Below are 25,118 nucleotides of genomic sequence, written 5' to 3'. Positions count from 1 at the left end.
TCAGCGGACGATAAAACGCGTTTGACTTGTCAATTTCAGGCGCACGCAAGGCCGTGTAGGCCATTTGATACACAAGTTCCGCAATCATTGTCGCCGCGAATTCCTCTCGTATGGAGAGATGAAACATGTCCGAACTACACAGTTGGCTGAGCACTCAGCATCACGGCCTCAGGACCTACAAATCCCTAAAGCAGAAGTTGATAGCGCGAGCCAGCGCTGATCCAGAGCACGCCGCGCTTTACAGGCTTCTTGCATCGATGATCGATCATTACATCGATTCATTTGACGAAGAGCCGCTACCGGTCGACGTCGCCGACGAGGTCTTTGCACGGGTACTGGATATTGTGCGTTACGCTGAAGACTCGGTTTCCCGGGGGTCGGCCGACCAAATCCAGGCGCTTAACAAGGTCGCGGCAGTCGAATTGATCTAGCCGAACCACGTAATGCTACGAATGCGGCGTGTTTGATTTCGGGCTTGCACTTCCGCGCGTCCCCATGGCTGTCCGAGCAAACCAACGCCCAGGACATGAGACCGCACTGCGTCCAGTTTTTTTACATCTGCCACGTCCGTTCAGGGTCTTGGTTGCGTGATAACGCGCTGACGCGGGCCGGGAACGTCCACGATCCGGTCGGCGTAGTCCGACACGGCCGATCTGAGCAATTTTTTCCTGTTGGGCGATCAGGGGCCGCCTCCGAGTCGTGGCGGGGAATGCTGGGCATGGTCTGGCTCGGTATCGGCACGCAGTGGGGTCTCCACACTCACGCTCTGATCGCTGCCAGCAACGCCCTTGTACCGACGATATTCATGACCCGCGTCAGATTGTAGGCGAGTACGCTGAGCGCCATCTCGCTCGCGACCTTCGGCAGCGTCTTCATCAAGAAGTGCGTCGCGCCCATTCTCATCTTGAGCGTGCCGAAGGGATGCTCAACCGTCTCGCGCCGGCGGCGCATGGCCTGGGGATCTTGATCCAGCCGCTGCTGCACGATTTCGAGAACGTGCTCATGCTCCCATCGCGTGATGCGGCGTTCTTTGCCTGTGGTGCACTGATCCTTGATTGCGCAGGTCTTGCAGGCGTTCGTCCAGTACCGGCGCATCTTCTGCCCGTGTTCCTCATTGGCATAGTGGAATTTGAGCTTCTCGCCGGCGGGGCAACGATAGACATCCTCCTCCGGCACATAGACGAAGTCCTGCTTGCCGAAGCGGCCTTCCGACTTCGCGCCCGACGTCATCGGTTTGGGCAACGTCACGCAAATGCCTGCCTGCTCGCAGGCCAGGATCTCTTCGCCATTGAAGTAGCCGCGGTCGGCGACGGCTTCGAGTTTATCGACTTGCAGAACGGCCTTGGCTTCCCGCGCCACGTTCGCCAGTTGTGAGCGATCCGAGCCGATATTCGTCACATCGTGCGTCACGATCAGATGGTTCACGGTGTCGACCGCGACCTGCACATTGTAGCCGACGACGCCCGAGCCACGCCCACTTGTTGCCATCGAGCGGCTATCGGGATCAGTGAGCGAGATTTGGTGATCCGGCGAGGCCAACATTTGCTTCTCGTAGGCTGCGAGTTTGCCCATTTCCTCTTTCAGCTTGTCGAGCTTCTCCTTGAGCCGCGTCGTCTTGAGCACCAGCACTTCGGACGGTTCCTGCCTATCCGCCGTATCGAGCTGGGAGAGATACCGCGCCACACTCTCCTCGAGTTGCGCGCGCCGGCGATCGATCTTCCCCCGGGTAAAATTGCGATCTCGATTATTGACCGCTTTGAACTTGCTGCCGTCGATCGCGACGCTCGCCTTCGCCAACAGACCCATCTGGCGACAGAGATTGACGAAGCTCGCGCATGCCCTGCGGATCGCCGGGCCATTGTCCTTGCGGAAATCGGCAATCACCTTGTCATCGGGAACGAGCCGACCGAGTAGCCATATGACTTCCAGGTTTCGGCCGGCTTCGCGCTCAAGCCGGCGGCTCGACTGCACTCGGTTGAGATAGCCGTAGATGTAAAGCTTCAGAAGAACCGAGGGGTGGTAGGCAGGCCGGCCTGTCGCTGCAGGCTCGACGCCTTCGAAACCGAGATCGGCCAGATCGAGCCCGTCGACAAAGCAATCCACCACACGAACGCAATTGCTCTCCTCGACCCACTCATCGAGGCATTCCGGCAACAACGTCGATTGTCCGCGATCGGCACCCTCAACGAAGCGTTTCATGATTGCCCCCGGCAAATCGCCAAGCGAATCATAGCAGACAGTTCGTTTTCACGCAGCCAGGGTCAAAAGGCGAAATACTCGCTAGGAGCAGCATTTTCTGCTTTGCCTCCAACAAGGGACATCGCTCAACACCGCCGCCATGTCGGGAAAGTGCCACAAGGAGACTCGTGCACTGCGATAAACAACATCTTCACTCGATCAACTCATCCGCCTGCGCAAGCAGAGTTCTTTGGTCAGGCGATAAACCAGCTCCTTGTGCCATTTACGTGTGAGGAAGGCGACGATCTCGGCGCTCCCATAGATGAATTCCGCCCGGCTCCGCCAGCGGCTATCCTCAGCAAGCCGATGCGGATCGCGGCTGTTCCAATCGCCGTTTGCCATCCTATTCTTGGCGATCGCAGTCTCACGTGTGAACGGGGACGAGAGCAGTCATCGAAAACTTCTTTGCAAGTTCGCAGCGTCAGAAGCGCTATCGGCCCGCAAACCAACCCGGCCATGTCCGTTGGGTGCTTCTCGCGCCGCTGTGTGCCATCCGCGCAGTGCCGCGAGGATCGCCCTTTGGTGCGGCGCCGCCTGGACGACGACGGTGCAGGTCATGCCTGAGCTGATCAGCACACCCTTCGGCACATCATCGATATGAATACGCACTGGGATCCGCTGAGCGAGCCGGACCCACTCGAAGGTCGGATTGGCATTTGCCAGAAGCTCGGGACCGGCGGGATTGTCGCGATCGGTGATGCCGCGGCTGATGCTATCGACATGGCCGCGCAGCAAGGGGCCGCCGCTCATCAGATAAATATCGACGTCGCCGCCGCTCTGCTTCACCGCCGGGATCTTGGTTTCCTCGAAATACCCAGTAACCCGGTAAGAGTCGCTGTCTATCAGAGCCATGACCTTGGTGCCGATCGAGGCGTATTGACCGGTATCGAGGGTGAGGTTGGTGACAAACCCATTGACCGGCGCGCGCACAACGGTCCGATCGAGGTTGAGCTGGGCGGTCGAGCGATCGACAAGTGCCTGCTGGTAGGAGGCGGCTGCGATGTTGGCAGTAAGCATGGCGTCATCTTGCGCCTCGACGGAGATCGATAATGTGGTCAATTTTGCGCGCCGCGCGGCCTCGTGCTGGCGCATCCCCATCTCTGCCTGGCGGGCCGCGGCATTCGCCTCGGCCGAGGCGAGGGCCCGGGTATAGCGCTCCTGATCGAGCACGAACAGGACGTCGCCTTTGTGAACGAACTGGTTGTCCTTGACCTTGAGATCCTCGACAAAACCCGACACGTCTGGTGCGATCGATACCACGTCGGCCTGCACACGGGCATCGCGGGTCCACGGGGATAGCATGTAGTAATCCCAAAGCTCGTATCCGGCGACGGAGCCGGCGGATACGAGGACGAGGGTGATCAGCACACGGGCGATGGTTTTCATAGGAGCTTCCCTCATGGTCTTGGCAATAGGACGAGCCCCGAAAAGAGGCAGACAAAAAGGGCGAGTCGAACCAGTGGGGGATGCCAGACGATGCGATAGAGTTCGAGTGCCGATGCGAGTTGATCGATCACGAAAAACAGCGGGATCGCCGCCAGGAAATAAAGCAAAAGCGACGGCACGCCTGCGCCAAAGAGGCTAATTTCACGCAGCATTGGATTGTGCTCCTTCCTTCATGTTTGACCCGTGGGCAACGCGCCAGCGCGTTCGAGTTCGTCCCGGATGGCGGTGAAGGCGACGATCTCGCGAGCGGTGGCCTGGGCTTGCTTGGTGCCGAGCGCGTTCTCGCGTAGCTCGGTAAGGCACCTCAGGGCTGCTTGTTGCGCCGTGCGACGAGCACGGTCGGACCACTGCGCTCGCTGATAACCCACTAGTTTGACGATCTCGAGCTCGCGGGCGGTCGCAGCAGAGGACGAAGTTCGGTCGGCGCGTACCCGGATCAGCTCGCGGACGACGCAGAGAAGAGCGATGCGGGCCTCGAACATAGTAATATCGTCCGGCCGATCGGGGCGGAGATGCCTTCGCAGGTCGCCGAGAGTCTCGCTCATCGCGGTCTCGAATTCCGCGAGCCGGCTACGTGGGCGCTTCGCGATCCTGGTCAGTACCTTGCGCGCGGCGCGGACGAAACGGCGGCGTGCGGCTTCCGTCGTCGTCGGCGCTACGATGGCCCACAGCATGATGGCAACCGCGGAGGCGACCACGGCTGCAATGGAAGTGTTGATCAGGTCGGCGGGGTCGTAGGCCATTCGGTTCTGAAACAAACCAGCCGAAGCGAACAACTGTGCCGAAAAGAAGCCGATCAGATGGGTCTTCTTGTGCGCCATCAGAAGGGCGCACGAAAACAGCATCGGCGTGACGATCAGCGCGAAAAATCCGAACCCCGAGGTGAGGGGCAGCAACGTCTCGATAAGCACGAAGGCGGGGATGGCCGAAATAATGTAGATTAAGGTGCCGGAGACCGCAATCGGCACCGCGGGCCCGAACACTGCGAGCCGCGCCGTCGCTCCGGCGATGAGAGTTGTCGCGGTCGACCCGTGCGGCCAATCACTGAGGATCCAGAAAGTGCTGACGAAGGAGATCGCAAGTGCGGCGCGCACTCCTATCCAGAGGGCGGCCACCGCGTCGTTGGCATGGGCAATGTCGATCCCGCGCGGCGCCAGCTTCTTGCCCGAAACAAAGGCCTCGTATGCCTCGGCATAGGTGGTCAAGGCCGCAAGGAACTCGCGCAGCCTCGCGATGAGTGCAACTCGCCGGATCGCCTCCTCGTCCAGCGCTGAAGGTTCTTGGCTTAGCTGCCAAACGATTGGGAGGCGCGCTCGTGCCCGGAGCAGACGTTGACGGAACGCGGCGGTGTCGATCGCGAAGGTGCGCCATGCCTCGATCGCAGCAGTGGCTTCGGCAATCGCGTCATTAAGCCCTGCTTCGCTCGACGCGTTGGCTCGCCCGAATGCGTCGAGCCGCCGGGCGAGAAGTTGTGCAACGCCGATGACACGAACCAAGGCCGCGTCGAGAAGCCGGAGTGCATTGCTCCGGTCGCGGATATCCCGGTCTTCAAACATTGCAGAAGCACGCAGGCTTTCGATCGCTATCGACTGGCTTAGAAGCTTCGCCCGCAGCGGTGCACCATCGCTGGCGCTGAAAAGCGCAATGGCATAGTCAGCCAATCCCTTACGCGCATCGGCGATTGCCTGCGTCAGTGACGCGGCCACCGAGTTCGACGGCACCATGTGGTTGACCGTCGCCGAAACAATAATGCCGAGGCTAATTTCGGTGACGCGCGCCGTGGCGATGTAAAAGGCGTTCCCGGCATCGAGCACTGCCGGGACGCCCACAATAACGGCGGTGTAGCCGCATAGGATGAAGCTATAGGCGATAAAATTCCTTGAGGCGGTAAAATTCCTCGAGTATTCGAAACCAAAGGTGCAGAGGCCGATCCACAAGGCGAGCGCGCCGAGGAACGGTACGCGTTCCTGGGCAAAGAGCGCGACGAAGAGGAGCGCTACGCAGGCGCCGATCGATGTCCCGATGATCCGGTAGAAGCTCTTTGCCAAGACCAGGCCGCTTTGCGGCTGCGCGACAATGAAGACGGTCAGCAGTGCCCATTGCGGCTGATCGAAGTTGAAGATGAAGGCCACGAGCAGGGCGATCAGCGCCGACGCGGTCGTCGTCCCGGCAAAGATCAGCCCGGACCAACGCGCTTCTGTTCGCCTGGACTGTTGCGCAGGGGACCGCCCCTCAGCCGCGCCGCTGAGCCCCTTCGCAACTGGGGAACCACAGCCAAGGGCGGAGGGGTGACGCTTGATGTGCGGCGATTGCGCGTGAGCCAGTTTGTGGAAGAGATCGCCTCGCGCAGGAAAGGCTTCCCGAAATCTGTGAAATCCTTCGAGCAGTCTTTGCATGAGGCATCTCGCTCCGTGAACCTGTAGGAGCTGAGGTGGCCCCGCGTGCTATAACTGTCCAAGACTGATTTCCGAACATCTTCATAAGCTGAGATTATACATGCTGCTGCGCCACGTGCGGTATCTTAAGGCCGTTGCCAATGACGGCAGCTTCACCCGCGCCGCCGCAGCGCTGCAGGCGTCCCAGCCCGCGCTCTCCCGGTCGACCCGCGACCTCGAGGAGCGGTTGGGTGCAGCTGCTTGATCCCAGTGGGCGAAGCCTACCGCGCCATGTGCGGCGGGCACCGGATGAGCTGGAGGGTGGCGGCCCACACGGAGCGGCTGTCCCACATCGTGCGACAGGATCCGGCCGCGAACGGTGATCGGGAGACGGCGGCAGCGCTGGCCACAGCGCCGCCATCCTTGCTTGTGCAAACCTTCGCGGCGCGCGGGATGGTGGACCGCTATCTTCGCGGCAATAGCATGGATGCTGATGCCATTTACCTGCGCTTGGCCGCTACGGTCGGTGGCGATGGCGTCGGCGGCAAAAGTACTCACATCTCTCTGCCGCAAGCGCCGGCAGAGCGGCGAGGACAGAAGGGCTCACTACGAATGGGACCTCGATCTTCCTGTGAGAGGAAGTGATCCAGGCACCTCCTTCCGGAACCTGCCTCGACCAGTGCTTTCATATGAGGCCTCTCGCTCCTGAACGTGTCGAAGACAAAGCTGCGCGTTCGGGCTATAACCGTTCAAGATCCATCTCTGAAGATCGCGATAAGCCAGGCTTATGCTGTTGCGCCCCATCCGCTATCTGAAGGCCGTCGCGGACCACGGCAGCTTCACTCGCGCCGCTAGTGCGCTGCATGTGTCCCAGCCTGCCCTTTCCCAACAGATTCGCGAGTTCGAGGAGCGGATGGGGGTGCAGCTACTTGACCGCACTGGTCGAAAGGTACGTCCCACCGATGCGGGCGAGGCCTACCTGCGCCATGTGCAGCGGGCGCTTGATGAGTTGGAAGTCGGCAGCCGTGCGATCCGCGATGTTGAGGACCTTTCGAGCGGTGCGCTGCGTGTGGGCTTTACGCCTTCCTTTGCGATTTATCTGCTCGCACCGTTGATCAGGCGGTACCGCGATCGCTTCCCTGGTATTGTCTTGACCGTCACTGAGATGGCGCAAGAAGAAATGGAGCGCGCGGTGAGCACAGACGCACTCGATGTCGGCTTGGCTTTCAGCGACGTCGTTGCGCAGGACGTCGAGTGGCTGCCATTGCACGCGGAGCGGCTGTCCCTAATCGTCGGGCAAGAGCATCCGGCAGCCAGCGGCGATCGGGAGATGGACACGATAGCTTTGGCCGCGGAATCGCTCGCACTGCTTGGGCCCACCTTCGCGACGCGCGTAACGGTGGACCGCTATCTCCGCCGTCACCGCATTCAGCCGCATGTGGCGGTGGAAGCCAATTCGATCGCCGCGATCGTGGAGATCGTCGGCGCCACCAGTTTAGCGACAATCTTGCCCGAGACAGTGGCGCAGGAACACGTTTGCCTCAGCGTCGTACGGCTCACACCCGCAATCGAATCCCGGCGCGTAGCGCTGCTCCAACGGCGCGGCGGTTATCGTACTGCTGCCTCCCGCGCCTTCGTTGCGGTGGCGAAGGACTATACGAAGGCGATCGAGGGCCAAGGCCGCGGGCGGCATCATCGTATCGGCTAGAGCGTAATGTGGAGCCGATGGGAGTACATGCTTCGTACCTGTGCCGAGTTGCGGCAGACAATCCAAAGAACCTGCGCGGTCATAGTCTGCCCTGGCGACCGTCATGATGAGGTAATCGAGTGAGATTACTTAACGTCTGAGACATCTTGCAATGTACCGCTCTGCGGTAGCTATCCCGGCGTCGGGTGCAAGCCGCGAGCCTCGGACGATGCGCGCGCGAGGCTCGCTTTGACTGCGCTCACTCTGTCGGGGCAGCTGAGGTCTTGCTGGCGGGCATCGTCTGAAGTTTGGCCAAAGGGCGCGTCAAGGAAGGCGCGGGCGCTGTCGGCCATAATCAGCAGGCCGCCGGCCAGCAGCATGATATCCTTCAGCACGAGCCGACCGGCGCCTGACAGATAAGGAAAGCCGTGCTGCGCATCGCCAAGCGCCGAAACCCACGCATCCGGCGTCGTGATCAGGAAAGACAACGTCACGAACGGCGTCAGGAACGAGAGCGTTGCGCCCACGATGCCCCATCATGGCGCTCTCCTTGATGTCGACCCTGGTAGGACAGCACAAGGAGAGCCCAGGCGATGCTTGCGTGTGCAAATTGTCGGCGCTTCTCACACCGGCGAGTTTTGGAACGGTGAATTCTGGACCTGATCGTAGAAGTTGCTGTGCTTGTAGTTGCGGATGAAATGCGAGCAGATGTCTTCGTTGCAGGTATACACAGTCGTTTCAGGCTTGTGTTCGAAGCCATGAAAGAATGCCTCTGCGATTTGCTGCTTGAAATTGACCCGCGGAAACTGGGTGACCACTTTCGTACGAACCTCGGCAGGAAAGGTTTCGTACCCAACGCCGAGTGAATCCAGGGCTACGCCGTTGTACAGAAGCTCCACTTCCAAGGGCTTGTACGCCGCAATGCCGGGAGTGGTGTGAAGCGCTATCGCGTCCCAGGCGGTCTGAATGCGGGCGCTGGGCACGCCATGATGCTCGAGAAACTGACGGACCGCGTTCGCGCTATCGACTTCGAAACGGTCAGTGTCGCTGCTGAACTTCTTAACCAGACCCAAATCGTGGAAGGCAGCGCAGATGAACAGAAGCTCCGCATCGAACTTCTGTCCCGTTTGGCGTCCCATCTCGTTTGCCCAGAAGAACACGCGATGCGAATGGTTGATCAGCACCGGCGTGCTGAATTCTCGCAGCAACCCGGCCGCCTCACGGGTCAATTGAGTGTCGGGAACTCCGGCCTCCACCTGCTGAAACTGGGGCGAAGGAGTTGGCACCGGAAGAATGGTCTTGGGGCGACGAAATGTTGACGACTCGTCAACAGACTGCCCAGCGGCCCGCTCACTGAGCTGACTACTGACTGCAATGGCACCCGCTGTGGTGGAAGACACCTTCAAAAACGCGCGGCGATGCATTAATTTTCGAGGCTTCATCTGGATCATGGCTCTCTCCTTGAGGTTCTTCCCCCTCGACGGAACATCCCAACGCTCGCCCAAGCGGTGCTTGGGCGCGAAAATTGTCAGCGCTTCTTGCACCGGCGATAAAGGAATGCCGGTTGGTAGGTGTATGCCCGCCGATAGCACGATCGCCGCCATTACTGGCACATGGCAGCCTCGGCGCGCTCCGTTCACAGGGAACGTGGCGTGAAAAATTGAAATTGAAACGCGTGCCGAAATATTTATTTCGATCTTAGTCACACTGACCTTTTTCAAGAACCACTATCATCGAACCGGACGTGCCGATCTCCGGCATCCGCACGGGTGCGGTTAACGATGTCCCCAGCGCGCATTCCGTCCTTGACGATACAAGCGAGCAACCGCCGGACTGCTTCCGTATCTGTCGGCTGGGCGAGGAGCAGCCGCAAAGCGGCTTCGGCGTTCATGACGACGGCGCTGATCGGCTGGTTGATTTCGGCAGTCGACGCCGATAGCTGTCCTGGGATCGCGACCCGGTTCGCGCGCGCCAACTCCGTCTGTGTTTCGTGACAGCGCGGCTCGCTGTCGCACGCGGGCTCCTCGGAGATGATGGCGCGCGGAGGGTCCGGCTGGAACGTCTTGGCAAACACGGTTGCGGTAACGGCGCTGGTCTCGTCGACGGCGTTGGGCATGGCACACCTCCGAACTTGGGTGGTGTAGCCGCTCCCGGAGGGCGATTCCTTAGGGCCGATCTTAAGAATTATTAATTGCGGCTGTCCCGGTGAGGTCGCCTGGCTGTCTCTCAAAGACCGCTTCTGTCGTCCACGCCTACCAACCGCGGGGCTCGGATCGCGACTGGCGCAGATGCTCGCGGTGCATGGTTACCGTTGATGGTCTTACGTTTGACAATACCTTCGGTTTCGCCGTAGCCGCGGGCTATATGAGAGGGCAAGACTTCAGCCTGTTTAATCCGCGAGGCCGGCGTGTCTGAAGCAAGCGCCAATCTGGTCTATGCGTGCGAGCAATGGGAAATCGACCTCGGCCGGCGCGAGCTGCGGTCGCGCGGGATTCCGGTGCCGTTCGGCGGCCGGGCCTTCGAGATCGTCAAGGTCCTCGTACAATCGGCCACCGAGCTCGTCACCAAGGACCATATGATGGAACGGGTGTGGCCGGGCGCCATCGTCGGCGAAGGTACGCTCCACGTTCACATCTCCGCGGTCCGCAAGGCGCTGGGTCCGGATCGTGGCCTGCCGAAGACCGCTTCCGGTCGCGGCTATCGCCTGCTCGGGAGCTGGACCCCCCAGCAGCGGGAAGGGACCGCCCCGCCGGTCTATTCACCCCTGACCCGCACATCCGGAGCGCCACCGGCGAACAATCTTCTCCCGCTCATTACGCGCCTGATCGGTCGGACCGCGGCTGCGCAGTTTGTCCGAGACCTCGTCTCTGCCTATCGGGTGGTGACCTTGACAGGCCCCGGCGGCATCGGGAAGACCTCCCTGGCCATCGAAGCCGTCCGTTACCTCCTGCCCGACTTTGAAGACGGGGGGTGGATCGTCGAACTGGCCTCGCTGTCCGACCCCGGCCTCGTCCCGTCCACGGTAGCCAGCACGCTCGGGCTCAAGCTCGCCGGCGAGATTTCGGCGGACTCTGTCGCTCGCGCCGTTGGTGGAAGACATCTTCTCCTTGTGCTCGATAATTGCGAGCACGTCATCGACGCGGTGGCGAACCTGGCCGAGACCTTCACGCGCTTGTGCCCCCGCACCACGATTGTGGCAACCAGCCGCGAAGTCCTGCGGATCGACGGTGAATCCGTCTATCGCGTTCCGCCGCTCGACGTGCCCGCTCCCGGGCAAGCGGCGCCGGACTACATATTGCAATACAGCGCGGTGGAGCTGTTCATCGCCAGGACAAAAGCGCTGAACGCAGGCTTCTCGCCGCACGCCGAAGACCTCGCCTCGATTGCCACGATCTGTCGGCGCCTCGACGGCATACCGCTCGCTATCGAGTTCGCGGCGGCTCGCGCGGCGGTTCTCGGCGTTCAGCTGGTAGCCGCCGGCTTGCGCGATCGCTTCGCGCTGTTGACGGCCGGCCGCCGCACCGCGCTTCCGCGGCAGCGGACACTGCGCGCGACGCTCGATTGGAGCCATGAGCTGCTGCCCGAAACAGAGCGGTGGTTGCTGCGGCGCCTGGCCGTCTTCCCCGGCGGCTTCACCATCGATGCCGCCGTCGCCGTCATGACGGATACCGGATTCGATGCGTCGGCGGTGCTGGACGGCATCGCCAATCTCATCGCAAAATCATGGGTGGCGCTGGACAAATCGGGCGCCGCCGCCCGCTGGACTCTGCTGGAAACGATCCGTGCCTACGCGCTCGAGAAGCTTGTCGAGCACGCCGAGGCCGGCATTGCCGCGGAACACCATGCATTGTATTTTCGCGATCTCTTCACACCGCAGGCGCGAGGCGCCAGATCGTCTTTATCGGATGAGGACTTGGCGCGCCATGTCCGAGAGATCGACAACGTTCGCGCGGCGCTCGACTGGTCGTTCTCCTCGGCCGGAGACCAGGCGATTGGCATCGACCTCACAGTCGCCTATGCGCCGGTCTGGCGACACCTGTCGCAGATGAGTGAGTGCAGCGAGCGCTGCGAACGCGCGTTGCTCAGTCTTGAACCACATGTGACCGCGAACATGCCGCTGCGAATGGAGCTGCAGATAAACCTCGCGAGCGCGATCTTCATCACGATGGGCTCCCCAGAACAGGCAAAAGCTCTCCTGATCGAGGCCCTCGCAACTGCCGATGCGCTGAATGATCTCAATGCGCAGGCGGGGGCTCTGTCGATGCTGATATCCATTTACTTCTCTCGCGGGGAATACGGTAGGGCGCAGATCGCCGCGGAACGGATCGAGCAAATTGCGCATCGGATCGGCGACCCGATACACCTCCGCTTCGCCTATCAGCAAATGGCCGCCACGCTTCTCACGAGAGGCAGATCTCGCGAGGCCCAGCAATATTTGGAACGCGTTCTTCGATTTTCCGCCGCGTCGGGGGACCGCCGCGACGCGATTTATTACAATTCGAACGACCATGCGGCGGACCGGGCGACGTTGGCTGCGGCGCTTTGGATGCAGGGTTTCACAGACCAGGCGCTCAATGAAGCTCGCCTGAGCCTGAAAGAGCTGCAAGGCGCAGATCACCCACTCCTGCTTTGCCGGACACTGTACGGCATCAGCCGCATGTCAAAGATGACAGGTGACTTCGCAACCGCCGATCGGGAGATCGCGCGCTTGATCGAGGTGGCCAAAGGTTCGAACGCGCACCTCTGGGAGACCGCGGCTCACTTCCTGAAAGGGAAGTTGTTGGTCGAACGCGGCGAGTTCGCGCAAGGCCTGCTGGTGTTGCGCGATGCCTTCGAGACCTGCGACCGAACCGGGTGGCACATATCGTATGAGGAGTACAAGGGCGCTCTCGCGTTAGGGCTTGCCGGGATAGGGCGGCTCGACGAGGCTCTCATTGCCTTGGATGACGCGATGGCGGCCGACCGCAAGGGCGCGGGCGGGCGCGGGTGGTATGCCCCTGAGTTGTTCCGCATCAAAGGCGAAGTTCTGCTCCAGCAAGCGGCCGATCAACTCGTCTTGGCGGCCGAAGATTGCTTTACCCAGGCGGCCCAAATGGTCCGCGAGCAGGGCGCTCTATTTGGGAGCTGCGGGTCGCCCTCAGCGTTGCCCGTTTGAGGGTGAGCCAAGGTCGCCGCCACGAGGCGAGAGCACCGCTTGCATCGGTTTATGATCGGTTCACCGAAGGTTTCGCGACCGCGGATTTGCAGGCTGCCCGCACCTTGCTTGAGGGGTTGCCGCCGTAACGCATGACATTGGGAGAAGCGCCGTGAGGAACGTCAGAAAAGCCGCGAAACTGCAACTGGTATTCGCTACGCCATCTAGCATCTCGGATGTAACAGCTCGATGTCCGAGAAGGGGTCAGAACCGGACGTGACCTCGGGTGGATCAAAATCCAACTGGCGTGTTCGGTGAGCGCGTGCTCCGGCGTCACGGTCGCGGGCCTCCAGAACCGTCTACGAACACGTCAATTGGGAGAGGGTGATTGATCACGTAGGTGCCGTAGTTCTGGTCGTGCTTGTCAGGTTGGATCAGGCCGTCCGCGTCCTTGGCACGAGCCAGCAACGTGTACTGCCCCGGTTCTTTCGGTGTCAGCCAATCGAATGTCCACCGTCGCCACGCATGCCGTCGCACAGGGTCCAGGAATTCTGCCTGGGCCCAGGTCCGGCCACCATCGGTGCTCACTGCAATCTCGGTCACGTCGGTCTCGCCCGTCCATGCAGCGCCGGAAACCGTGTAGATCTGGTTCGGGGCCAGGGTTTCGTAGACACGTGGTCGCGCGATTTCGGACTTGATCTGCATTTCTCCCAACGGGCGCCGCACGGGCTTTCCATCCATCGAAGCCCAGTAGGCATAATCCGATGTCTGCCAATAACCGTGAAACGGTTCGCGTACGGCGTGGATACCCGTCAGCCACTTGACGGACGCCATTCCATAATGTCCAGGAACGATTGCGCGGGCCGGAAATCCGTGATCCCGCGGAAGATCGCGACCGTTCATCTGGTAGGCGATCAGGACTTCCGGCTGAATTGCCTTGGCCCGGGGCACACCCCAGACGTACGAGATCGGTTCGGGAGGTATGGGCTCTTCTTTAGGTGTTCCCCGATCCGCTCCTTCCAGCACGATCTCGCAGGCATCTTCTGACAACTCGGCGCGATCCAGCAAGGCCCGCAGGGGCACACCAGTCCATTCTGCATTGCTGACGGCTCCGAGTTCCCACTGAGCGCCTTGCACCTGCGGGACGAGAAAGACTCGGCTATTACCGGCGCACTCCAAAGTCGCCACCCGGGTCTCGGACGGCATGTTGCGCAGCTCGTCGTAGCTCAATGTGAATGGACGCCTGACCGCACCGTCGATGCGTAGTTGATAGGCGGCACGGTCCAAGGCTGGTATCGGAAAATGGCTGCGGATGTAGAACAGTTCTGTGGGAGTGAGATATGAGTCGATCCGGTCGAATGGAGCCTCCAGATTCTTTGGCTCCTTTTGCCGGATGATGAGACCCGCCGAAGGGAACTGAATCGTATTGTCGACGTAGCGCCTTTCCGAGCCTTCCATGATTTTCTCCCTATTTGCCTATTTGCCGCTCGCGATGCTGACGAATGCCGCGTCCGGCGGCTGCGCCAGAAATAAGATCAGGTAAATGGTCATGGCAATGCCGACCAGCGTCAGGAACGAGGCCGTGAACACACCTTGCCTGGAGAGCGAGCGATCTGCGAACTGGTTCCGGTCTACTTCGTCGGCCAGGTGCATAAAACGCCGTGCGGAAAACAGGTTCACGAGTGCGCCGGTCGTGATGAGCGCGACTCCAAACCAGGGTGAAAACTCGTGGGGCTGAGCGGCGGAAAACCGTTGCGGTAGGTGGAGCTGCTCCAAGAAAATCCCAAAGCGCGCCACCACGAACCCGAATCCCATCAGCGCGATGCCGGTGCGAACCCAGGCGAGAAACGTTCGCTCTTCCGCCAGATAGTCCCGCAGGTCCACCGCTGGCTTTGCTTTTATGGGCGTATCCATTTCAACTTCACCGGCTCCACGGGATCGCGCAGCCTTCTTGTGTGCGATACTTGAGAGGTGGCGGCCCATGCTGACTTGCCCATTAAATTCGAGTTTATTCTTGAGTTGGCTGCGCTTGATTTTAGTGGTCGGAGAATCGTTTGATGTAGGCGGAGGCGACTCCGATCGGGCCGCCTCCTATCAAGAGCAGATGTCTCATTAGGTCAAAATGCGAAATACTCATCTGGAGCAGATGTTTTCCGCTCTACACCCGAAAGCGGACTCAAGTCAGCATCACGCCATGACCGTTTCGTGCCAAAAGCAGACTTCGCGCTGTCTGCTGATTAGGTCAGCTTCGTACCCTCGCATTGAAATTGCCCGGAGCAGGCGAACGTTTCCTGCCATCCCAAATCAGTTACCGTTAGGAATGCAGGCATCGCTTCCGTTTCGTTTTTCATCTACAATCAAGTAGGTCCCGCGCTTGCCTGTAAAGATTAAATCTCCGGTCTCAGGATTTGTGCCACCCGAGACCGAAGAATCAAAGTCTATCCCTTTGCTGTCCAACGTCTCGCTGACCTTCAGTTCGCGATCAATTATCGAAACTTTGTCAGCAGAGAAAATGACAGCACGGTCTGCTTCCGGCCAATCGCTGACCATGATCACCGGGCTCGGAAACTCTATGGGAACGTCAACCAACTCTTGGCCGCTCAATACTTTCAATCCAAGCGGCGTTTTTACAAGCGTGCGTTCGATGGCGGGCAAATCGTAATACGTTGGATATTTCCCGATTTTTGTTCGCTCACCATTCTTAATTGAAACAACTTGCTTTCCATCATAGGTGAAAAGGCCTCCACTGCCGTCAATCAGGGCAACATTCAGAGATTTTAGAGCCGTCACTCTCCAGCCGGCCGCACCCTGCGGCGCGGCACCGGCATCATCCGCGCCGCTTATGGGCTCGAATCCTCTAGTTGTAAGCTTTCGCCAACTTTGCCTCAGTAGCGACAGTCCGGGATGCCGCAGAACTTCACCGAGAGTGCCCCTAGCATATTGCAGCACTTCGCCGAACTGAGGGAGATAGGCAAAATCGCGATCCGCGCCATTCGCGTTAGTCGACGACAAAGTCTCGGCCAACAATACTGACTTGCCACCCTCGTCCGCTTTCGAGATTCTTGTGACCGATTTCAATGAGACAAACAGTGCGGAGTTAGCCCCCGGCGAATCGAACACTCTTCCAAAAGCATCTTTATCCAGACTAGCCAGTTTCTGCCATTTGACATTGTCTAGAGAACCCCAAAGACGATGCGCAGTATCGATAACAATGACTGCCGGGATGGAGGGTGCATCATAAACACTATCAATTCCGTCAGCCCCGGCTTTCATAAGACCGTCGGCTGGTTTCCATGGTTCAAGCGAGCCTATGCCAACCACCCATGCTTTGCCGTCCCGGCTTATAACGGTTTCGTGGGATCGCGGCAGGACAAAGGGTGGAGAATAGCTGTAGTTAGGCTCTCCTATCGTTTGGAATGAATGCGCCCCGGGCTTAAGAACAGCAACCACATGTGGGGCCCACGCCGAGGCAACTATTCGACCACTCCAAGGCTCGACCCTCCAATGGTCGTTAAATGCAAAGCTGCTGCGTGGGTCGGGATTTTGATCCAAATAGCTTGTCGGGTATGGTTCGCCATACGGAATTAGACGCCGATCCGACGAAATGGTATAGCGCGCACCTGTTCCTGTCGGCGTAAAAATCGGAGCCAGCCCGGGTATTCGATGGAAGTTGCGCCCGATCAACAGATTTTTGCCGAGATCGCCAATCTTGACAATGCAGTACTGACCATCCGCGAGTGCGGTCACTGTAAGCGCTATCCAAAGACCAATCGATATAAGAATTCTTCGAATCATGAATCGCCCACCAGTCGCCATCGGATCATGGATAGTTTATCTGCGCGTTGAACCAAGCAGAGTATCTCATTTGGGAAATTGCCTGGTAGGCCTCGCACGTTTTTAGAACATGCATTTCATTCAATATCTCCGAGGAGATAGGTGCTCAAACTAGATCGTGTAATCGTGGGAGAATATCGGCGGATAACTGGCTAGTTTACCGCTGGTGACCGCGATCAATCAAATGCCGGACAATCAAACGGCCGATGACCGTTATGGGTCAATCGCGACAGTTTGGCGTCGTCGCCATTACTTCCGGTCTCGCCCTGAAAGCCGACATTCATCGCTAGGTCCGGCATGTCTCAAAGGTGCCATGAACCGACATGGCCGATGCAATGCTCGCGCGTTCTTCAATCTTGCAGATATTCTGCGCTCACGAGTAACCTTCATAAGCAAGGTTATCCGCGCGCATCCAGGCTGACTAAGAGAAAGACCTCGTTGGGCCATCATGGCAGCCAGTCTCTTGGTTGCGCCGGGGCAGACCGTTCGTCCATCTCTTCATTCCATCTCGCAGACCTCGGTGGGAAAGCTGTCGATACTAAACTACTTAGTCTCCGTTCTGATGTTTGACGTCAGCCGGATCACGTGAAGCCATCCCCTCGGAGCCACCGTCGCTCGCTCGCCCCATGAGGCGAGTGATGGTGGCGGAGAGGGGTGGCGGGCATCTCCTTGGTGAACCTGAGCGGGCCTTTGTCATGCGGCATGGGTGATCCTCGGTTGATAGGTGCCACCGCGCGAAAGAACCGCCCAGGCGATGCGGGCGAGCTTGTTGGCGAGCGCGATCGCCAGCATGTTGCGGTGCAGCCGTTTTGAAGCTTGCTCGGCCCAGGGCCACAAACCCCGCATCGCTGCGCTCGGCCGCCGCTCGAGAACGACGTGCGCGGCCTGCACGAACAGTGTTCTCAGGTACTTGTTGCCGCGCTTGGAGATCTTGCCCAGGATTGTGCGATCCCCCGTCGACTCCTGCTTCGGCACGAGCCCCAGCCAAGCGCCAAAGTCGCGGCCCTGCTTGAATCCGGTGCCGTTGCCGATCGCCTCAACAGCGAATACCTATTTGGGGACGGCTTGCGCGTTTAGAACGCTTGCAAAAAACGCTATGGCACGCGGCATCGCGCCCTTGGTTGCCGCCGCATTCGCCGGCACATCGCGGCGGTCCTTGCTAGGATCGTCAAAGTCGTGGGTCGCGCCGGGATAGGTCGTGATCTGGATGTCCCCACCTCGCGCGCGGCTCCTGTCGATCAGTTCACCGCAATAGCGCGGCGAGACTTCCTCATCAGCGGAGCCTTGGAAGACCCGGACCGGCGCATAGGGAACGAGACCGCTGTCAAACTGACCCTTCAATCCACACGCCGGATAAAACACCAACGCGCCCCGAAAACCTGTGACCGGCGTCAGCGACGTAACGCCGGGTGCGCTGACCCACGCCATTGTGGCGAGTACGGCGCTACCGCCATTCGACCATCCCTGCAACGCGATGCGATCCGAGATTACATCGTTGCGCTTGCGAAGCCACGCGAGCCTACCATAAGCGTCGAGCGGGCGAACGGTGACTTCGTTAAGCGTCTCGGGCCGAGAGAAGTAGCTGAAACGTGGAAAACCTTGCGGATAGCCCCGCGGACCGAAGCCATCCACGAGAATGGCGAGATAGCCCTGCTGCGCCTAGAGATGCCCCCACTGCTGGTGACGCCTCGAAAGTGTCGTCGCGCTGTAGGTTCCGTCCGCCGCCGACGAATAGGCGCCGGCTCGCCCGTGCATCATGACGACCGCCGGCATTCTTGCGGCGTGGCGACCTTGCGGTCTGAAGATGTAGCCTACCAGCATCGTTGCGCCATCGGCGCTGAGAAAGGTGACGCGTTCAGAGAGTGGGAGAATCGGAGGCGGAGCCGCGCCCATCAGCGGAATAATCAGAAATGCGGACAGCGCGATTGAGATAACGCGAAGAGGGAGGCTCATCATCCAATATTCCGCTTAACAGCGCTTGTGTTACGACCCTGTCCGACAGACCCGCGCATTTGTGCGGGTAAGTGAAAGCATTGACTACGGAATATCACCGTCTGTCCGGCAATGTAGGCGGCAAGGTCGTCGGCTTCCTTGCGGCTCAGTGACATGTTCGGCATTTTCGGACGCGGCTCGAGCAGGAAAAAGGCGAGCTTCTCAGCACACTGAAATCCGCTCTCTGGGCGATTGATGCGAATGACGGGCTGTGATCAATTTCCACACGCTGAGCACTTGATACAACGTGGCAAGTGCGCGCACCAACGTTGCGCCAAAGTTGACCCATGGTCGTCATCGGCCGCGAATGTAGCTTCACTTTTGCAGGCAAAAAGCAAGAGAGTGACGTAGTAGGATAGCCAACGACAAAGCGCGTCATCGAATCCTCCGGCCAAATCGCTGAGAAATCATATCACTGACAGCGTTTTCACACAGCCTGGGTCAAAAGCGCCGTTTTGACCGCCGGCCGGTCACTTCCGGTCCACCCCAATAAGCAGACGTCTACAGTGTCGGGCGGCATGTCTCAAAGGTGCCGCCAGAAGCAGACATGCCACCATTTCATTCGATCACCGCGTCCGCGCGGGACAGAAGGGTCGGCGGTATAGTCAAACCAAGCGCCTTGGCGGTCTTGATGTTGATGACTAGTTCAAAATTGGTCGGTTGCTCGACCGGGATGTCGGCAGGCTTCGTGCCGCGTAGGATCTTATCAACAAGCCCAGCAGCGCGGCGAAACAGGTCTGGAATGTTTGGCCCGTAGGATAAGAGCCCTCCCGCATCAACATTCTCTCGCTCACCAAAAACAGTCGGAAGCCATGCGCCGAGCGCCAAGGTAACGATGTGGACGCGATTAGCGTTGACCAGTGGATCAGAACAGACATAAAGCGCGTCTGCGCGTTCTCTTAGCGTCGTAAAGGCCGGTGCGATCTGGTCTCTCCGCTGAATTTCCAATAGGACCACCGGGAGACCGAGCTTGCTTGCCGTGGCTTGAACTTCGTGCATCTCTAGCATCGCACCAGATGCGCCGCTGTCAGCCATGATCGCCAACCGAGCGAGACCATTAAGAGCCTCGCGGGCAATTTCAAGACGCTTGGCCGCGAGATCTGGACCTAGGTACGACAAGCCGGTGATATTGCCGCCCGGACGCGCCAACGAAGCGACAAGGCCGGTACCAACCGGATCCGAAGAAACTGCAAAGACGATGGGGATGAGCGACGTCGCCCGTTTTGCGGCAGCGACCGGCGATGCCCCCGCGGTGACGATGACGTCAACTTTGAGCCGGGTGAGCTCGGCGACGATCTCAGCGAAGCGCTCGGTGCGTCCCTCCGCCCACCGATACTCAATTGCAACCGTGCGACCCTCGATCCAACCGAGTTCGTGGAGGCGCTGAACAAAAGCCTCGACCCGTGGTTTCGCGGTCGCGGTTTCCGATGGGATGAAGAGCCCAACGACCGGTATCGCGCGCTGTTGCGCGTACGCTGCGAACGGCCAAACCGCTGCAGCCCCAACAAGTGCCATGAGCTCGCGCCGACGCATATGGCCTCGTCAAAACGTGATGACGATATTGAGATTATAGCAGCCTCGCGATAGCGCAGCGAACGCCAATTGGCAGGATTGGGTGTCAAAACGCCTGTCGGGGCCAGGTCCGGTTCGGGGTCAAAAGGCGAAATACTCGCTGCGAGCAGATGTTTTCCGCTTTGGCCCCAACAACGGACATCGCTCAATAGGGTCGGCATGTCCGTTTCGTGCCATCAAGCGACATCGCGCCGGCGCCGGTCCTTCCTAGACGTCATGGCCTGATCGGTCGCCGCCTCTCCATCAGTACGTCTGTCATCCCCGAAAATTACCAAAAAAGGCGCCCCACAGAGAAAATGAGAAACTTGTTCGGGCCACCCCATGCACCGGAGGTAGCAACCTGACGAACATTTCTTTTTTTTATCCACGCAACCTTTGCGCTGCCCATCTATTGGGTGAAAGCGGCGGAACTGGGAGCCCAGCAGTCGCTTTATGAAGCCGCACGGTGTCATGCCCGAGCGGCTTTTTTTATGGAAATGGGGCGCCCTTGTTGCACGAGCATGTTGGAAAGCTAGGATCCAGGTTATGGAAAGCAAATGAAGCCTTTGATCAGGCAGCCATTTAAAGCGCGTACTACTGAAGAACTTATGGCGCTGCTCAGCGCAGTGGCCACTGCGATTCTCGCGGCTATGATTATTGGCATGCTCTATTTTGGTCGCGAGATCTTCGTGCCCATTGCATTGGCGATTCTGCTGAGCTTCGTGCTGGCACCGCTAGTAGCAATACTACAACGCATCCATGTGCCGCGCGGCTTTGCGGTCGTGAGCGTGGTCGTCCTTGCCTTTGCGCTCATTTTTGCGATGGGGAGTCTTCTCGCCACGCAACTGACCCAGCTCGCCGGAGATCTTCCACGTTATCAATCGACGATAAGCGAGAAAATCCAATCTTTCCGGGATACAAAAGCTGGCAGGGGTACACTGGAACGCGCCTCCGACATGTTGAAGGATCTTAGCAAAGAACTCGATAAGCCAAAAGTCGCCGTTCCCGCGGATGCGTCAAGCTCGATCGTTAGTCCGAATTCAACGCGACCACAGGCGCCCGTTCCCGTGGAAGTCCGCCAGCCAGATCCTGGTGCACTAGAGAGCCTGCGAACTTTGATTTCCCCGCTCGTTCATCCGCTCGCGACGACCGGCATCATCATTATTTTTGTCATATTCATTCTGCTTCAACGCGAAGATCTGCGGAACCGGATCATTCGCTTGGCGGGGTCATATGACCTCCAACGTACCACTGCAGCGCTGGACGACGCGGCGAGACGCCTCAGTCGACTTTTTCTGACTCAGCTCATTGTGAACGGTGCCTTTGGCGTGGTGATTGGTTTAGGCCTTTGGTTCATAGGCATTCCAAGTGCGATCCTCTGGGGCATCCTGGCGGCGGTACTCCGCTTCGTACCATACATAGGCGCCGTCATCGCCGCTGCATTCCCGCTCGCCCTTGCGGTCGCCGTCGATCCCGGCTGGTCGATGCTTTTGTGGACGCTTACGCTCTTTATAATTGTTGAACCGGTAGTCGGCCATGTTATCGAGCCGATGGTATACGGCCGCAGCACGGGGCTTTCTCCCGTTGCCGTGGTAGCGTCGGCAACGTTTTGGACCGCACTTTGGGGTCCCATTGGGCTCGTCCTCGCTACGCCTCTAACGGTGTGCCTAGTTGTACTCGGGCGTCACGTGGAACGCCTCGAATTTCTTGACGTCATGTTTGGGGACCGACCTGCTCTTTCTCCCCCCGAGATCTTTTACCAGCGGATGTTGGCTGGTGATCCTACGGAAGCTGCCGAAAAGGCCGAAGAATTCCTGAAGGAACGGTCTCTCGCCTCGTACTATGATGAGGTCGCTTTGAAGGGTTTGCAGCTGGCACAAGTTGATGCTGAGCGCGGCGCGCTAGACCCCGCACGTCTCACAAAGATTCGAGATGCCGTCAGCGAATTTGCTGGCGATCTTTCCGATCAGGAAGATCGGACGTCGGCGAAAGTCAATTTAACCACCGATGCGGAAGCATCGTCTGCGGTGGAAAGCGTAGCTGAAGATTCGGCGCGTGAAAATTTGTCCTTTCTCAGCAAGGAAGACCTACCGCTTGAATGGCAAGGTGAACATCCCGTCCTCTGTCTGGCCGGACGTAGCCTCATCGACGAAGCGGCCGCGATTATGCTAGCGCAGCTATCGACAGCCCACGGTCTAGCGGCACGGGTCGAAGGGGCAGAAGCGCTTTCTACGACGAACGTCTTCCGACTTGAGACTACCGGCGTTGCCATCATCTGCTTAGTGTATCTTGATTCCAGTGGACCGGCACACATGCGTTATTCAGTTCGGCGCCTAAGGCGGAAGTCGCCAAAGGCAACAATTATCTTGGGCTGTTGGGTCAGGGATATCGAACCGGCCGCGCTGGAACTGTTGCGGGAGGGAGCGAAAGCAGACCTCGTTGCCTCCAGCCTGGGCGAAGCCCTCAAGCTGTGTATTGAGGCGACGGGAGTTGAGGACCAGCAGCCTCCAAGAAGAAAAAGTTTGCAACGGTAGTTGCGTGAGAATTGGTTGACAACACGGAGCAGATGGCTGCCATGATCGTCCGATCAATCTCTCTTGTTTCATCTTGACGGCAAGATTGCCGCATTACGACCGACCAATGTCGGCCGCTCCAAGCGGGCTACATACAGGCGAGCGGCGGACCACAGCCGTGCCGCCAAGAACCAGAATGAATTTAAGAGAACAATGACTAGAGGCGCGGCGAAATTTGAAGTTCCAGCAGGGCCATACGCTCCAAAGCCCTTTGGTCTCGCTCGCCGTCTTTGGCTGTCCGCAGAATTGATGCCTCGAACTGACCGGATGCGGAAGGGTCAAGAGCGCAGCGTTCATTGCCAACGTCATGACCGCGATGGTGTCGGGTGGGAAAGATGCGTTTGAGAAATCTTTCATGCGTTCAAATCGGCCGGGCGTCTGACGGCACGACGGGAGGTTCGACCTTCACCAGTTCGTCGATCAGCGCAAGCAAGCGAGCGGGCAATTCATTCGATTGCTGGCCTAGAGCCGCGGAAAGCCGTTCACCGATTTCATTACAAATTGCACCGCTGTGAATCCGGCTGATTTGGACATCAAGCATCATAATTCCTAAACTGTTATTCGCCGAGAGTCCTAGCGACGGACGGCCACGAGGCGCGCTTCGATAACCTTTGCTTCCGAACCGCCGTTGCGCAAACAAGCCGTGGCGAAGTCCGGCCAAATCTGTTTGAAGCAATCCTGAGGAGGGGATCGGACTGCGAGCCGATCGGACTTTGCCAGTGCAAGTCCTTCGCTGGCATCCGCTTTCGGAGCGAACGACGGTAACGCGATCACCGAGGCTCCCAAGACAGCGAGTATAGCGAAGGTGGCTGCAAATGATTTGATCATTGTGGGCGGCGGACGGTGGCTAAATCAATCCCGCTTCGCTTGGGGATTATCAAGCCAACAACCCTTGTTACGAATTGTTCCAATCCAACAACTTATATTTGTGGCTTAACGGCGGGTAGCCGCGACAATCCGCCGCCTGAGGTCCGAAGTGGGGTCAAACTCGGAGTGGCGGCGCTTCCACGCGACTTCTGCTTTGCCCCGATGAACGGACATCGCGAGACGCTGAGAGGGAGTCCGGGTTGCCGCCGGACGTAGCGGCCGGGATCAACGGGCGGTGGCTCAAATGTACTTGGGTACGCAGATTAGGGCGTCCGGCGTCTCCCAGGTCGCCAGCAGTCCCTGCTCGTACGACTCGAAGACCTTCAACTGATGATCTATCGCCACCGATCGTTCGGGCTCCCCTGTGCCGAGCAGCAGCTCGATGTTGGAAGCGGCCTGTGCAGCAGCGTCGGCCATCGAAGTCTCCAGCCACCCGATCTGCGACGAAACGGCCCTGACCCGGAAGACCTCCCCGTCCGACGCGTTCGCCGACACCGCTCTGGATTTGGCGCGCAGTTTCGGAGCCATGAGGAGCCGGTCATGCTCGTCCACGCAGAGGAGTTCGTTCGCCAGCATCCGGGCTTCGAAGGACCGGTCGAACGCGCTTGCATCCTGTGACGCCGGAGGCTGAAACCGACGCCAGAACTTGGTCGTCCCAATGTCGAGGAGCGCGTCGAGTCCGAACCGGCTGAGGTGGTCGAACGCGTCCGTCGGACTATCCATCCATTTTATAACAAGAGGTTTGGTCCAGCCCGAAGCGTCGCTGAACTGCCGGATCGTCCGTTCGACCCGAGCCCTGTCCGGGAGCCCACAACCCCGGTTGGCTCTGCGTGACCGTTCAAGGAGGGACCGGGTCAACAGGTGCCATCGACCCTCGCCCGGGATGGAGGGGAGGGGACAGGCACCCAAGGCCCCGAACGATCCGGCCAGGGCGACGCAAGTCCCGCCTATCAATAGCTGCCGACGGTCGATGTTCACCCTGGGCCTCCGATCGCTGAGGAGGCTGGCCGTAAACTGAAATCCTCGGGAAGGACATATGGGGCCAGCCGGTCTCAAGTGATGGGCCGGGCCGGCAGGGGATCTAGTCGGCCTTCCTGCGAGAGCCGGACCTGCTGGGCCGTCGGAAGAACTCTGCCGGATCGACTTCCAAGATCGTGGCCAGCTTCTCGATGATCTCCAGCCCCACATAGGTCGCGGCCCGCTCGACCCGGCTGAGATAAGCCCGGTCGACCTCGGCATCGTGGGCCAACTGCTCCTGCGAGACCCTCCTCTCATGCCGGAGGCGGCGGAGATTCGTCGCGAAAAGTTGGCGCAGGTCCATGTACCCAGCCAACCAACCTGTGGTTTATTAGCCCACGGCTTTAAAGCCGAAATCCGACTCGATCTCCTCTGTTCGTCGATCACGGGAGGAACGATTGGTG

The 25,118-nt window shown here is 59.3% G+C and carries 20 protein-coding genes and 3 pseudogenes; 5 read left to right on the top strand and 18 right to left on the bottom strand.

Features of this window, described 5'->3' with window-relative positions:
• Positions 1 to 125: 125 nt before the first annotated feature.
• A complete protein-coding gene (locus tag B5527_RS37195) occupies positions 126 to 431 on the top strand; it encodes a hypothetical protein (protein WP_079605919.1) in 306 nt (101 codons plus the stop codon).
• Between the two features lie 328 nt (positions 432 to 759).
• On the opposite strand, the gene B5527_RS37190 is transcribed toward B5527_RS37195, so the two are convergent.
• The 5 genes and pseudogenes from B5527_RS37190 to B5527_RS37170 all read right to left on the bottom strand — a co-directional run bounded on the left by B5527_RS37190 (position 760) and on the right by B5527_RS37170 (position 6,080).
• Positions 760 to 2,199, bottom strand: a complete 1,440-nt coding sequence (locus B5527_RS37190) for an IS1182 family transposase (protein ID WP_079600895.1) — start codon at positions 2,197 to 2,199, stop codon at positions 760 to 762.
• A gap of 222 nt (positions 2,200 to 2,421) precedes the next feature.
• A pseudogene (locus B5527_RS37185) lies at positions 2,422 to 2,628 on the bottom strand (DUF1348 family protein); the annotation flags it as partial.
• Positions 2,629 to 3,624: an efflux RND transporter periplasmic adaptor subunit gene (locus B5527_RS37180; protein WP_154072723.1), complete on the bottom strand. Its 996-nt coding sequence runs from the start codon at positions 3,622 to 3,624 to the stop codon at positions 2,629 to 2,631.
• An 11-nt stretch (positions 3,625 to 3,635) separates the two neighbouring features.
• Positions 3,636 to 3,836 carry a DUF1656 domain-containing protein gene (locus tag B5527_RS37175; protein ID WP_079605916.1) on the bottom strand — a complete coding sequence of 67 codons (201 nt, stop codon included), beginning with the start codon at positions 3,834 to 3,836 and terminating at the stop codon, positions 3,636 to 3,638.
• 18 nt (positions 3,837 to 3,854) lie between these two features.
• Positions 3,855 to 6,080 carry an FUSC family protein gene (locus B5527_RS37170; RefSeq protein WP_079605915.1) on the bottom strand — a complete coding sequence of 742 codons (2,226 nt, stop codon included), beginning with the start codon at positions 6,078 to 6,080 and terminating at the stop codon, positions 3,855 to 3,857.
• Between the two features lie 100 nt (positions 6,081 to 6,180).
• Between B5527_RS37170 and B5527_RS45570 the strand changes: the two genes are divergently transcribed.
• Positions 6,181 to 6,324: a LysR family transcriptional regulator gene (locus B5527_RS45570; protein ID WP_079605914.1), complete on the top strand. Its 144-nt coding sequence runs from the start codon at positions 6,181 to 6,183 to the stop codon at positions 6,322 to 6,324.
• Positions 6,325 to 6,846: 522 nt separating this feature from the next.
• Positions 6,847 to 7,767: a transcriptional regulator CynR gene (gene cynR / locus B5527_RS37155; RefSeq protein ID WP_079605912.1), complete on the top strand. Its 921-nt coding sequence runs from the start codon at positions 6,847 to 6,849 to the stop codon at positions 7,765 to 7,767.
• A 170-nt stretch (positions 7,768 to 7,937) separates the two neighbouring features.
• Here the strand turns inward: cynR and B5527_RS47245 are convergent, their stop codons facing one another.
• The 3 genes from B5527_RS47245 to B5527_RS37140 all read right to left on the bottom strand — a co-directional run bounded on the left by B5527_RS47245 (position 7,938) and on the right by B5527_RS37140 (position 9,862).
• Positions 7,938 to 8,273, bottom strand: coding sequence for a DUF417 family protein (locus B5527_RS47245; protein WP_276329296.1), 336 nt, complete (start codon positions 8,271 to 8,273; stop codon positions 7,938 to 7,940).
• Between the two features lie 96 nt (positions 8,274 to 8,369).
• Entirely contained in the window at positions 8,370 to 9,467 is a 1,098-nt protein-coding gene (locus tag B5527_RS37145) for an HD domain-containing protein (RefSeq protein WP_245332400.1), read from the bottom strand.
• Positions 9,464 to 9,862 carry a histidine kinase dimerization/phospho-acceptor domain-containing protein gene (locus B5527_RS37140; RefSeq protein WP_079605910.1) on the bottom strand — a complete coding sequence of 133 codons (399 nt, stop codon included), beginning with the start codon at positions 9,860 to 9,862 and terminating at the stop codon, positions 9,464 to 9,466. The genes B5527_RS37145 and B5527_RS37140 overlap by 4 nt, the downstream gene beginning before the upstream one ends.
• 291 nt (positions 9,863 to 10,153) lie before the next feature.
• Between B5527_RS37140 and B5527_RS37135 the strand changes: the two genes are divergently transcribed.
• Positions 10,154 to 12,901 (top strand): ATP-binding protein, encoded by a 2,748-nt coding sequence (locus B5527_RS37135; protein ID WP_172842782.1) that lies wholly within the window; start codon positions 10,154 to 10,156, stop codon positions 12,899 to 12,901.
• A 312-nt stretch (positions 12,902 to 13,213) separates the two neighbouring features.
• Here B5527_RS37135 and B5527_RS37130 read toward each other — a convergent pair whose 3' ends face one another.
• The 7 genes and pseudogenes from B5527_RS37130 to B5527_RS37090 all read right to left on the bottom strand — a co-directional run bounded on the left by B5527_RS37130 (position 13,214) and on the right by B5527_RS37090 (position 20,221).
• Complete coding sequence (locus B5527_RS37130; protein WP_079605908.1) at positions 13,214 to 14,338, bottom strand: sulfite oxidase; 1,125 nt, start codon at positions 14,336 to 14,338, stop codon at positions 13,214 to 13,216.
• 18 nt (positions 14,339 to 14,356) lie between these two features.
• Entirely contained in the window at positions 14,357 to 14,863 is a 507-nt protein-coding gene (locus tag B5527_RS37125) for a YidH family protein (protein WP_079605907.1), read from the bottom strand.
• A 321-nt stretch (positions 14,864 to 15,184) separates the two neighbouring features.
• The gene (locus tag B5527_RS37120; RefSeq protein WP_154072722.1) at positions 15,185 to 16,627 is read right to left on the bottom strand and encodes a hypothetical protein; all 1,443 of its coding nucleotides are present in this window, start codon (positions 16,625 to 16,627) and stop codon (positions 15,185 to 15,187) included.
• Positions 16,628 to 17,407: 780 nt separating this feature from the next.
• Positions 17,408 to 17,755: pseudogene (locus B5527_RS37110) on the bottom strand (transposase); the annotation flags it as partial.
• Between the two features lie 9 nt (positions 17,756 to 17,764).
• Positions 17,765 to 18,361: pseudogene (locus B5527_RS37105) on the bottom strand (dienelactone hydrolase family protein); the annotation flags it as partial.
• 12 nt (positions 18,362 to 18,373) lie between these two features.
• Positions 18,374 to 18,670, bottom strand: a complete 297-nt coding sequence (locus B5527_RS37100) for a hypothetical protein (protein WP_154072721.1) — start codon at positions 18,668 to 18,670, stop codon at positions 18,374 to 18,376.
• A 594-nt stretch (positions 18,671 to 19,264) separates the two neighbouring features.
• Positions 19,265 to 20,221, bottom strand: coding sequence for an ABC transporter substrate-binding protein (locus tag B5527_RS37090; RefSeq protein ID WP_172842780.1), 957 nt, complete (start codon positions 20,219 to 20,221; stop codon positions 19,265 to 19,267).
• Positions 20,222 to 20,814: 593 nt separating this feature from the next.
• Between B5527_RS37090 and B5527_RS37085 the strand changes: the two genes are divergently transcribed.
• Positions 20,815 to 22,791, top strand: coding sequence for an AI-2E family transporter (locus tag B5527_RS37085; protein WP_245332399.1), 1,977 nt, complete (start codon positions 20,815 to 20,817; stop codon positions 22,789 to 22,791).
• Positions 22,792 to 23,191: 400 nt separating this feature from the next.
• Here the strand turns inward: B5527_RS37085 and B5527_RS37075 are convergent, their stop codons facing one another.
• The 3 genes from B5527_RS37075 to B5527_RS37060 form a co-directional block, all read right to left on the bottom strand.
• Entirely contained in the window at positions 23,192 to 23,371 is a 180-nt protein-coding gene (locus B5527_RS37075; RefSeq protein WP_079605899.1) for a hypothetical protein, read from the bottom strand.
• A gap of 566 nt (positions 23,372 to 23,937) precedes the next feature.
• The gene (locus tag B5527_RS37065) at positions 23,938 to 24,675 is read right to left on the bottom strand and encodes a hypothetical protein (protein WP_079605897.1); all 738 of its coding nucleotides are present in this window, start codon (positions 24,673 to 24,675) and stop codon (positions 23,938 to 23,940) included.
• 103 nt (positions 24,676 to 24,778) lie between these two features.
• Positions 24,779 to 25,018 carry a helix-turn-helix domain-containing protein gene (locus B5527_RS37060; RefSeq protein WP_079605896.1) on the bottom strand — a complete coding sequence of 80 codons (240 nt, stop codon included), beginning with the start codon at positions 25,016 to 25,018 and terminating at the stop codon, positions 24,779 to 24,781.
• Positions 25,019 to 25,118: the final 100 nt, after the last annotated feature.

Origin of the sequence: Bradyrhizobium erythrophlei, assembly GCF_900129425.1 — a bacterium.
GTDB classification, from domain to species: Bacteria; Pseudomonadota; Alphaproteobacteria; order Rhizobiales; family Xanthobacteraceae; genus Bradyrhizobium; species Bradyrhizobium erythrophlei_C.
This window is presented reverse-complemented; position numbering and strand designations above follow the sequence as displayed.

Bases quoted from the DNA above. Each gene is read 5' to 3' on its own strand.
- cynR (WP_079605912.1), top strand. From the start codon at position 6,847: ATGCTGTTGCGCCCCATCCGCTATCTGAAGGCCGTCGCGGACCACGGC.
- B5527_RS37195 (WP_079605919.1), top strand. From the start codon at position 126: ATGTCCGAACTACACAGTTGGCTGAGCACTCAGCATCACGGCCTCAGG.
- B5527_RS37180 (WP_154072723.1), bottom strand. From the start codon at position 3,624: ATGAAAACCATCGCCCGTGTGCTGATCACCCTCGTCCTCGTATCCGCC.
- B5527_RS37100 (WP_154072721.1), bottom strand. From the start codon at position 18,670: ATGATGAGCCTCCCTCTTCGCGTTATCTCAATCGCGCTGTCCGCATTT.
- B5527_RS37090 (WP_172842780.1), bottom strand. From the start codon at position 20,221: ATGGCACTTGTTGGGGCTGCAGCGGTTTGGCCGTTCGCAGCGTACGCG.
- B5527_RS37170 (WP_079605915.1), bottom strand. From the start codon at position 6,080: ATGCAAAGACTGCTCGAAGGATTTCACAGATTTCGGGAAGCCTTTCCT.
- B5527_RS45570 (WP_079605914.1), top strand. From the start codon at position 6,181: ATGCTGCTGCGCCACGTGCGGTATCTTAAGGCCGTTGCCAATGACGGC.
- B5527_RS37175 (WP_079605916.1), bottom strand. From the start codon at position 3,836: ATGCTGCGTGAAATTAGCCTCTTTGGCGCAGGCGTGCCGTCGCTTTTG.
- B5527_RS37085 (WP_245332399.1), top strand. From the start codon at position 20,815: ATGAAGCCTTTGATCAGGCAGCCATTTAAAGCGCGTACTACTGAAGAA.
- B5527_RS37060 (WP_079605896.1), bottom strand. From the start codon at position 25,018: ATGGACCTGCGCCAACTTTTCGCGACGAATCTCCGCCGCCTCCGGCAT.
- B5527_RS37125 (WP_079605907.1), bottom strand. From the start codon at position 14,863: ATGGGCCGCCACCTCTCAAGTATCGCACACAAGAAGGCTGCGCGATCC.
- B5527_RS37190 (WP_079600895.1), bottom strand. From the start codon at position 2,199: ATGAAACGCTTCGTTGAGGGTGCCGATCGCGGACAATCGACGTTGTTG.
- B5527_RS37130 (WP_079605908.1), bottom strand. From the start codon at position 14,338: ATGGAAGGCTCGGAAAGGCGCTACGTCGACAATACGATTCAGTTCCCT.
- B5527_RS37075 (WP_079605899.1), bottom strand. From the start codon at position 23,371: ATGCTTGATGTCCAAATCAGCCGGATTCACAGCGGTGCAATTTGTAAT.
- B5527_RS37140 (WP_079605910.1), bottom strand. From the start codon at position 9,862: ATGCCCAACGCCGTCGACGAGACCAGCGCCGTTACCGCAACCGTGTTT.